Origin of the sequence: Protofrankia sp. CiP1_Cm_nod2 (genome assembly GCF_920664355.1) — a bacterium.
In the GTDB taxonomy this organism is placed as follows: domain Bacteria; phylum Actinomycetota; class Actinomycetes; order Frankiales; family Frankiaceae; genus Protofrankia.
In genome coordinates this window covers 5,095-14,236 of the sequence record NZ_CAKKTL010000141.1, presented here as the reverse complement: position 1 = coordinate 14,236, position 9,142 = coordinate 5,095, and the positions used below count along the sequence as shown (strand labels likewise).

General features: G+C 68.8%; 7 protein-coding genes. 1 reads left to right on the top strand and 6 read right to left on the bottom strand.

Going from position 1 to position 9,142, the window contains the following annotated elements; all coding sequences use genetic code 11:
* Positions 1 to 105: 105 nt before the first annotated feature.
* Both NBW84_RS15770 and NBW84_RS15765 read right to left on the bottom strand, forming a co-directional pair.
* Entirely contained in the window at positions 106 to 1,389 is a 1,284-nt protein-coding gene (locus NBW84_RS15770) for a cation diffusion facilitator family transporter (protein ID WP_445548174.1), read from the bottom strand.
* A 438-nt stretch (positions 1,390 to 1,827) separates the two neighbouring features.
* Positions 1,828 to 2,331 (bottom strand): NUDIX domain-containing protein, encoded by a 504-nt coding sequence (locus NBW84_RS15765; protein ID WP_250285505.1) that lies wholly within the window; start codon positions 2,329 to 2,331, stop codon positions 1,828 to 1,830.
* 149 nt (positions 2,332 to 2,480) lie between these two features.
* On the opposite strand from NBW84_RS15765, the gene NBW84_RS15760 reads away from it, so the two are divergent.
* On the top strand, positions 2,481 to 4,058 hold the full coding sequence (locus tag NBW84_RS15760; protein ID WP_250285504.1) for a TIR domain-containing protein: 1,578 nt from the start codon (positions 2,481 to 2,483) through the stop codon (positions 4,056 to 4,058).
* Between the two features lie 13 nt (positions 4,059 to 4,071).
* Here NBW84_RS15760 and NBW84_RS15755 read toward each other — a convergent pair whose 3' ends face one another.
* From NBW84_RS15755 to NBW84_RS15740, 4 genes are all read right to left on the bottom strand, one after another.
* Complete coding sequence (locus NBW84_RS15755) at positions 4,072 to 5,838, bottom strand: DUF4407 domain-containing protein (protein WP_250285503.1); 1,767 nt, start codon at positions 5,836 to 5,838, stop codon at positions 4,072 to 4,074.
* Positions 5,839 to 6,067: 229 nt separating this feature from the next.
* A complete protein-coding gene (locus NBW84_RS15750) occupies positions 6,068 to 7,624 on the bottom strand; it encodes a dihydrolipoyl dehydrogenase family protein (protein WP_250285502.1) in 1,557 nt (518 codons plus the stop codon).
* A 191-nt stretch (positions 7,625 to 7,815) separates the two neighbouring features.
* Entirely contained in the window at positions 7,816 to 8,526 is a 711-nt protein-coding gene (locus tag NBW84_RS15745) for a TetR/AcrR family transcriptional regulator (protein WP_250285501.1), read from the bottom strand.
* On the bottom strand, positions 8,523 to 8,987 hold the full coding sequence (locus NBW84_RS15740; RefSeq protein ID WP_250285500.1) for a nitroreductase family deazaflavin-dependent oxidoreductase: 465 nt from the start codon (positions 8,985 to 8,987) through the stop codon (positions 8,523 to 8,525). The genes NBW84_RS15745 and NBW84_RS15740 overlap by 4 nt, the downstream gene beginning before the upstream one ends.
* Between the last annotated feature and the right edge of the window lie 155 nt (positions 8,988 to 9,142).

Below are 9,142 nucleotides of genomic sequence, written 5' to 3'. Positions count from 1 at the left end.
GAGCGGGCGTCTCACCGGCTGGTGTCACCGGTGCGGGGTGCGCGAGAACGCCATGGCGGACGAAACGGTGCACACCGGTGGTCAGCGTCACGCGTGTCGTGCGGGTCATACGTCGCCGAGCCGTGCGCTGTCGAATCCCGTGTCCGCTGGTTCGTGTGCTGCCGGGTGGTCGGTGTGGACGGTCGCGGTGGTCAGCCGCGGCACGGCAGCGTCATACCGGGTGAACGGTGCACACCGGTGGTCAGCGTCACGCGTGTCATGCGTCGCTGGTTCGTGTGCTGCCGGGTGGTCGGTATGGACGGTCGCGGTGGTCAGCCGCGGCACGGTGTGGATGAGGGCGTGCTCGGCGGCCATGGCGATCGCGTGCGCGTCGACGACGGTGAGCTCCCCGGGGACGACGATGTCGGCCTCGGCATGCAGCCGGTGGCCGATCCAGCGCAGCCGGAGCCGGCCGACGGCGCTGACGCCCGGAACGGCCCGCAGCGCGGCCTCGGCCGCGTCGGTCAGATCCGGGTCGACGGCGTCCATCAGGCGTCGGTAGACCTCGCCGGTGGCGTCACGGAGCACGGCGAGGATCGTGGCGGTGATGACCAGGCCGATGACCGGGTCGGCGGTGTCCCAGCCCACGGCCACGCCGGCGGCGCCCAGCAGCACGGCCAGCGAGGCGAACCCGTCGGTGCGGGCGTGCAGCCCGTCCGCGACCAGCGCCGCCGACCCGATCCGCCGGCCAGTGCGGATCCGGTGTCGAGCCACCAGCTCGTTGCCGGCGAACCCGGCCAGCCCGGCCGCGGCTACCGCCGGCAGATGGGTGACCACACGGGGATGCAGCAGCCGGTCGACGGCTTCGTAGGCGGTGAAGCCCGCGGACGCGGCGATCGTCGCGAGAACGGCGAGGCCGGCCAGGTCCTCGGCACGGCCGTAACCGTAGGTGTAGCGGCGGGTAGGCGGTCGTCGGCCGAGGACGAACGCGACACCGATGGGCAGCGTGGTCAGCGCGTCCGCCGCGTTGTGGACGGTGTCCCCGAGCAGCGCCACCGATCCGGACAGCATGACGATGACCATCTGAAGAGCAGCGGTCGCCCCGAGCACGGCCAGCGATATCCACAGCGCGCGGATCCCCTCGGCAGATGTTTCCACCTCCGAATCCACCCGGTTCGCCGAATCGTGGGAGTGCGGCACCAGCCGGTGAGCCAACCGCTGCCGCCAACGCACGTCACGTGTGCGCACCGTCGCGCCCTCGTCACCATCGTCACGTGGACGGTGACCACCGACGTCATGTGAATGGTGAGCGTCGTGAGAACAAGGGCCGCCAGGGCGAGCATCGTCAGGGTGGTCACCGTCGGGGTGATGATGACCACCGGCGTCCGGGACACACCGCTCATGCGCCATAGCTCGTACGCTGCCACGAAAGGATCATTGCGGCGACGGTGCACCACACCGCCGTACGCGGCTACAGATCCTCCGTAGATGGCCGTCCCCGCAGGTGCGACAACGTCGCCGACCGGCGGGGACGGCAGCGCCGGCGAGCGGAGCCACGACGTGGAAAAGGCGGGGCAACGGGGGTGAGAACAGCATCGCTGCCCCGTTCACGGGGCCACGGTTTATCCCATCCCCAACGGAATGGTGTTCCGCAGGGCAGCAGCCTCGCTCCTCCGGGCTGCCGCCAGCCTCGCGGCCTCTGTCCAGGAACGTCGAATCAGGACGATGTGGGTGGCCGTCGAGGTCAAAATGAGGCGAGACGGCCACCGTGGGGGTGTGGGCTGGCTGGCGCCTGTCGGGCCGGTCACCCGGGTGCGCAGGTGCGGTCGCGCAGCCGGGCGCGGCCGGTCAGCCGGGTGCGGCCGCTGGGGGCCGGCCGTGCTGGAGGTAGGCGGTCTGGCCGGTGCGCAGGGCGTCGACGCAGGCGTGGACACGCCAGGCGATGTACGGCGCAAGGAGCTGGTCACGCTCCGAGGGGGTGCACAGCCGCCACGCGGTCAGCTCGTCGGCCTGGAGACGCAGGTGCTGTTCGGCGTCGTCGGCGGTGAGCAGCCCGCCGTCGAAGACGAAGTTGGCCAGCGCCGGCCGTCCGTCGGCCTGGGGCGGTACCCAGTCGATCGCCAACAGCCGTCCAGGCCGCAGGTCCAGCCCCAGCTCTTCCTTGATTTCTCGCCGCGCGGTCTCCCAGGGATATTCTCCCTCCTCCATGTGGCCGCCGGGCAGCAGCCAGGAGTCGGTGCGGTAGGACGGCTGGACGAGTAGGACCCGGTCATCGGGATCATGGAAAAGAGCGCTGGCCCCGGCGATCGAGCGCGGGAGCGTCGCGTAGAACTCCGCTGGTGACAGTGACATCTGCTTCAGATTAGCGGAAGGCGTAGGTGGAAACCGCTTCCATGACAGCGCTTTCCACCTACAGATGCGGAAGCCGTAGGTGGAAAGCGCTGTCATGACGACGGGAACCACCTACACTTCCCATCCGTTGTCGGTGGGATGCTGGGCACATGACCGACGGGGGTGCCGCTGAGGGCGGCTGGGACTTCTTCGTCTCGTATGCCGATGCGGATCATGAATGGGCGGAGTGGATCGCCTGGACGTTGGAGGAGACCGGGTACCGGATTCTGATCAAGGCATGGGAGTCCGTCCCGGGGACTGTCTGGTCCGCTCTGGAACAGGAGGGCCTGCGCAGAGCGAGCCGGCTGCTGGCGGTGGTGACACCGGCCTATCTCGAGTCGGCCGACGGTGGCGCGCAGTGGCAGGTGATGCGGGAATCGGACCTGAAAGGGGATGCTCGGCGACTGCTCCCGATCATGATCGAAACCTGTGGTCCGGGCAGCCTCGGGATTTTGGGGACACGTGGGCGGATCGACCTGACGGATCTGTCGGGACCGGCTGATGAACGGGAGGCACGGACCCGGCTGCTCGACGGGCTACGGGACGCACTGGCCGGGCGAAGAAGACCGGACAGCCCGCCCACATTACCGATCCGGAAACAGGCTACGGCAGGCCGTATGAGACCGACCGGCCCGATACCGCTCCCGGAGCGGGTATCCCGCATGGACGAGAAGGAAGCTCCGGGGCTCGGGCTGGTGCTGTCGAACAGCGCGGATATCGCCCTGGCCGGGGCTGGGGGCATGACCGGAAATGATATCTCTTCGACGTTTCCGGGCGTGCTGTCCGCGAAACCGGCCACCTGTCCCGACCAGGCGTGGACGGAGCCATACGCGGCTCCTGGCAGCGGTCCGGGCGTCGACGAGCTCCGCCGGCTGGGAACCGAGAGTCGTGGCGATCCCGGTGAGCCGGCCAACTGGCCCGCATACGAGTCCCTGGTCTCTCGCATGGCATCCCACGTCCTGGCCGTTGCCGGCCGGTTTGCCGCGGCGACCGGCGAACCGGCCGAATTCCGTGCTCTTCTTCTCGATGTCTGCCGCTACCACTACGCACGGGGGCGGTACGGCGAGAGCCATGACCTCGCTGACCGGGCCCGCAGCCGCTGGCTACCGGTACTCGGCCCCGACCACCTCGACACCCTGGCTGCGGGCCATCACCTGGCCCGTGCTCTCTTCGTCCTGAAGAAGGATTATCATCAAAAGGCCTACGAGCTGGACAAGGATATCTCGAGCCGTCGGCAACGGATTCTTTCGACCGATCATCCCGACATCCTGGCGTCGGCCAACAGTCTTGTCATGGATCTGCGTGCTCTGGGCCGTCTCGACGAGGCGTACACGTTGGCTCTGGACACCTGGGAACGCCGGCGGCGGGTTCTCGGTGATGACCGCCCGGACACTCTTTCCAGCGCGGCGAACCTTGCCGGATGCCATTATCTGCTCGACAATCATCGGGAGTCGTTACGGCTGAACGAATATGTCTGGGAGCGTCGGCGCCTGCTTCTCGGCGACCGTCATCCTGACACGCTCGTATCTGCCATCAACACGGCGATGGATCTGTACGCCCTCGACGATCGTATACCGGCCCGGATGGCTGCCGAGAAGACGCTTGCGCGCTGCCAGGAAGTTCTCGGCCATGACCATCCGTGGACGCGGACGGCTGCCGGCCTGCTTCAGAAGTGGCGTGAACAGTGATCCGGGCCGCCCGTCATGGCCATTCGTCGTCTTCCCCTTCATCGTCCCGCGGGGCGGGAATTTCTGGAATATCAGGGAGAAAGTCGGAGGGCGGGCGTGCCGTCCGCCGCGTGTCCGAGCGCCCGTCGGCAGCCGAGCGGGCCGCCCGCATCCATTCCGACAGGTCCCGGCCCGGATCCCGGGCCGGATCCCGCTCTCGTATCCGGGCGACTATTGTCGCTGCCTCACGTGGGGGATAGGCGTTGTCGGCGTCCAGCAGTTCCTCGGCGCTGAGGATCGTGCCCCGAAGCTCGTCCCCGACCCGGGCCGTGACCAGCGGGCCGATCACGAGCGAGATCGACCCCAGGTCACGGGTGGCGGTGAAGAAGGTCCGGAAGGCCGTGGCATCGATGTCCTCCATGGGCATGGCTGTCGTCCCCGCCGTGAGGTTGGCCGCGATCGCGTCGAGAACGCTCCGGGCCCGGCCCCTGACCTCCTCGAAGGTGTTTCCCGCGGGCGGTGCGAAGTAGAACGTCTTCTCCCAGGAGCCGAACATTATCGGCCCGTCGTAAGTAATCCGCGTGCCCTGTCCTCCCACCGCGGCGGCCATGGGGCGGGAGAGTGACTCGAGCAGGTCGCCCAGCCCCGGCGAGATGTTTTCGGAGGTGTATACCGTTCCTTTCAGCTCCCCTCCGGCCATGTTTGCCCCGATTGTTCCGTAGTGATGGCGCAGATCCCGTTTCGCCTGTTCGGCCCGTAGCCGGACCTCCATGAGGGCAACCTCCTCGTCGGCCTTGGACGAGGCGAGCATGACACGCAGCCGAGAACGGCTCGCGGCGGCGACGGAGATTTCGTAGGCGCTGTTGTGGCCGGCCATTTTGATGAACAGCACCGCGAGATCGAGAGCTACGAGCAGCAGAGAGATCAATATGCAGACCAGAAATGCATGCAGATTGTGGCGAAGCACGGTCAGCAATGCATCCTGGTGGTCGAGAACACCTGCGGGTGGCGGTGGCCGACTGCTGTTCTCGGCTGCCTGCCGGGTAGCTTCACCGTTGATCTGCCCAATTTTCTCCGGTTTGTCCGACAGTACGCTGGCAAGGGTGTTCGCGGCCTCATTCTGCCGGATGACCGCGTTTGTGTAGTTGCTGTTGAGAAGAGTGAACACGGGGCCGTTCCCGGTCCGGCCGGTGGCTCCCCGGCCCTCGCGCTCGTTCGTGACCGCGGCGAGTGCCTCCTCGACGGCCTTATTGGCGGCCTCGAGCTGCTTCTGGTCACTCGCGATCTCATCGTCGAGTGCGGTGAGACGATCCACTCTGTTTTTCTCGACCGCGGCGTTGAGTACACCCGTCCGGTCGGCGTGCCGCCGGCCGAGTTCTGCCGTGATCTCAGCGTCGAACATCTTCAGGACCAATGGGTCGGTCACGACGATCGCAATGAGCAGGGTTATCACGATTCTGACCGCATAGCTGCGCCTCTTCGACCAGTCGCGCGGTTGCGCGTTCTTCTTGTAGAGACCGGGAAGCTGCGCGTCATCCTTGTAGAGATCGGAGAAGTTGATGCTTACCTGGGACAACAGGAACCTGTCATAGACCACCACGGCCGCCGCGAACAGCAGGCCGACGATCACCCCCGGGAAGAGCCCACCTCCGGTTGCGATCATCAGGAAGAACGTGCAGCCGGCCGTCGCATAGACGTAGTAGAGCGCCATGAACAGGGCGGCGCAGGTGTACCGGGCCCGGTCGACGAACACGGTGGCGTGCGCCGGGTCGATCCCGACGAGGGCGAGTATGGCTTTCATCGGCCGACCGGCCGAGAGGCCGAGCGTTCCCGACGGCTCGCGCGCGTTCCGCGACCGCCGGACCGGACCTTCATCCAGAGCTCCCCCGTCGTGCTCCATGACCGGGGACGAAGTCTCCCGGAAAGAAGACTTTATACCGTGTTCACGGACTCGTCGGATTCGCCCGGGATGTTCATCGGGATGCCGCGGTCCGCCGGATCGATTCGATGGGCGACGGGCGGATGCCGGGCTACAGGCCGTATATCTCGAGGAGGCGGAGCCAGATTTCGCTGACGGTGGGGAATGAGGGGACCGCGTGCCACAGGCGGTTCAGGGGTACCTCGCCGACGATGGCGACGGTCGCGGCGTGCAGCAGCTCCTGGACGTCCGGGCCGATGAACGTCGCTCCGACGACCACCGATCGTTCGGAATCGATGACCAGTTTGCTGGTCCTGGTGGTCACACGGGTCACGGCGGCCCTGCTGGCCCCACCGGACGCGGCGGACGCGGCGGACGCGGCGGCTCCGGCGGCTCCGGCGGTCCTGCCGGCCCTGCCGCTCTCGCCGGTCCCGTTGGTCCCGTTGGTTCCGGTGGGTGCGATGTTGGCGCGGCCGCGTACCTGGGAGCCGGCCACGTCGTCTGTGCTGTAGGTGACGGTCCGTATCGGCAGGCCGGCGTCCCGGGCCTGCCGTTCGGTCAGGCCCACCGCGCAGACCTGGGGATCGGTGAAGATCACCCGCGGTACCACGTCCGTGGCGGCCGGGACGTCGCGGCCGAGGATGACGTCGGCGGCGAGCCTGCCCTGGTACTTGCCCATGTGCGTCAGCAACGTCCGGCCGTTGCAGTCGCCGACGGCGTAGAGCCAGCCCCCGTCCACCCCGGTGGCCCGCATCCACCCGTCGACGTCGACGAACCGGCCGGCGGGCAGCCCGACCGCGTCCAGGCCCAGATCCGCGGTTGCCGGTCGGCGACCGACGGCGACGAGAATCTCCTCGGCGCCGATCCGGGCGCCGTCGGCCAGCGTCGCCACCACCGTCGAGCCGCCGTCCCGCCTGCGTGCGGACGCCAGCGGCACACCGGTGATCACTTCTATGCCCGCGGCCTGGAAAGCCGCGCGCAGTTCCTCCCCGGCGAACGCTTCCTCCCGCGCGAGCAGCCGCTCACCGGCCTCGACGATGGTCACCCGTGAACACCCGAGGCGATGGAACGCCTGCGCCATCTCCACCCCGGTCGCGCCGCCACCGACCACCAGCAGCCGGCGCGGCACGTGGGTCGCGGCGGTGGCGCTCCGGTTGTTCCACGGGCGCGCGTCGCGCAGGCCGTCGACCGGCGGGATGACCGCGACCGTCCCGGTCGCGAGGACCACGGCCCGTCTCGCGGTCAGCCGCCTGGCCCCGTCGTTGCCGGTGACCTCGACCGTCCGGGCCCCGGCCAGCCGGCCGGCCCCGCGGAACAGTGTGATCTTCTTGCTGTCCAGCCAGGGCACCTGGCCGCTGTCATTCCAGTCAGCGGTCATGTAGTCACGCCACGCAAAGGCCGCGGCGGCGTCGACGGTGCCGGTGACCGCCTGGGACGCGCCGGGAACACGCCTGGCCGCGGCGAGCACATCGCCCGGGCGCAGCAGCGTCTTGCTCGGGATACAACCCCAGTACGAGCATTCCCCGCCGACCAGCTCGCGCTCCACGATCGAGACGGTGAGCCCGTTGTCCGCGCATCGGCCCGCGGCGTTCTCCCCCGCCGGGCCGGCGCCGATCACGATCACGTCGGTCTCGTGCACATCGGTCCAGTGCGCGTCAGTCCCGTGCATGTCGGCCCCCTGTGCGCCCGCGGGCTGCTGCCCGGTAGACCAGGGGTACCCGCTGGACGGCCGGAGGTAGCGCGATCACGTTTTTTCACGCTCGGACGCGCCTCCGGAACCCGGTCCTGGAAGTTCTGGCGGCCCAGCTCCTCAGAGTGCTCCGAGGGGATGCGGGCGGGGCGGGCCTCCGCCGGTCCCCGTCAGCGGGTCTCGAGTATCAGCGGGGTCTCGAGTTCGGGCATGGGTCCGGGCGCAGGCCCGGGGGAGTGCGCGGCGGCGCGGGTGGCGGGTCGTGACCCGCGCGCGGACGCCGATGCGGACGTGAAGGCGTCCGCGCCCGCCTCCCAGGTCCGTTGCAGGTCGCTGTTGCCGGGGAAGCGCTGGTCCAGCTCGAGGATGACCATGCCGTGGGCGAAGGCGAACATGGCCTGCGCGACCTGCGGGTCGCCGGTCGCCAGGAAGAACGGTTCACCGGACCATTCCTCCAGGCCGGGTGTTGTCGAGCCACGGGGCAGGCGGGAGCTGGTGGCCAGACGGTACAGATTCGGGTGGGCGAGCGCGTACTCACGGTAGGCGGCCAGGGTGCCCGCGATGCCGCCCGCCGGCCCGGGGTGGCACACCGCCTGGTGCAGGGCCTGGCCGATCTCGGCCAGTGCCTCGTCGACCAGGGCCAGTTCGACGGCGTGCTTGCCCGGCAGGTGCTTGTAGAGGGAGGGCGCCTGGATGCCGAGCTCGGCGCCCAGCCGGCGCATGGTCAGGGCGCCGGCTCCTTCCGCCTCGAGCAGCCGCCTGCCCGCGCTGATGATCTCCGTGGCGCGGGGGCTGAGCGCACGCGGCCGCGGCGGGGCACTTGAGGAGAGGCCAGCACTTGAGGAGGGACCAGCGCCTGGGGAGAGAACGGACTGCGTCATGCGAGCGGGTCGAGGATGAACACCGGATGCCTCGGCGCGATGCGGGCGACATCCTCATCGGTCGAATCCGCGCTGACACCGTCGAAGAACACCCCCACCTCGGCCTTCCAGCGGCGGAGATAGGCACGCAGGACCGGCGCTTTGTCCGCGTCCGCGAGCTCATGGGCGGTCCGGTGCTCCCGGCGGCGCCCGAGCAGGAGGTCGAGGCTGCCGTCGGCGGCGCGCAGGTTGCGTACCCACTGGGTCTCGCCCCGCGGCGCGACCAGGTACTGCCTGCCCTCATGGTCGAGCAGGTTGACCGGGACCCGGCGGGGCTGCCCGCTGCTGCGTCCCCGCACCTCCAGGACGCGGCTGCCCCAGATGCTGATACCGGCTCGGGTGAAGCCCGCGATCAGGTTGTTGACGACATGCCGGGTGAACCGGCCGGGCTCGCGATAATAGATCTTGGACGTGTCGGCCATGGTAGACCCCCTTCGGGCGTAGTGATGTCACCTAAGGCCAACATCGTCGACCACAGGTGTAGCTAACAGTGTTAGCCGATTCTAGCGCGGGTTCGGCCCGTCATGCGGCTGCGCCCGTCCGGCCGGGCCGACCGGCGACGCCGCCGTGTCGGGGC

Bases quoted from the DNA above. Each gene is read 5' to 3' on its own strand.
- NBW84_RS15745 (WP_250285501.1), bottom strand. From the start codon at position 8,526: ATGACGCAGTCCGTTCTCTCCCCAGGCGCTGGTCCCTCCTCAAGTGCT.
- NBW84_RS15765 (WP_250285505.1), bottom strand. From the start codon at position 2,331: ATGTCACTGTCACCAGCGGAGTTCTACGCGACGCTCCCGCGCTCGATC.
- NBW84_RS15760 (WP_250285504.1), top strand. From the start codon at position 2,481: ATGACCGACGGGGGTGCCGCTGAGGGCGGCTGGGACTTCTTCGTCTCG.
- NBW84_RS15750 (WP_250285502.1), bottom strand. From the start codon at position 7,624: ATGCACGGGACTGACGCGCACTGGACCGATGTGCACGAGACCGACGTG.
- NBW84_RS15740 (WP_250285500.1), bottom strand. From the start codon at position 8,987: ATGGCCGACACGTCCAAGATCTATTATCGCGAGCCCGGCCGGTTCACC.
- NBW84_RS15770 (WP_445548174.1), bottom strand. From the start codon at position 1,389: ATGGCGCATGAGCGGTGTGTCCCGGACGCCGGTGGTCATCATCACCCC.
- NBW84_RS15755 (WP_250285503.1), bottom strand. From the start codon at position 5,838: ATGAAAGCCATACTCGCCCTCGTCGGGATCGACCCGGCGCACGCCACC.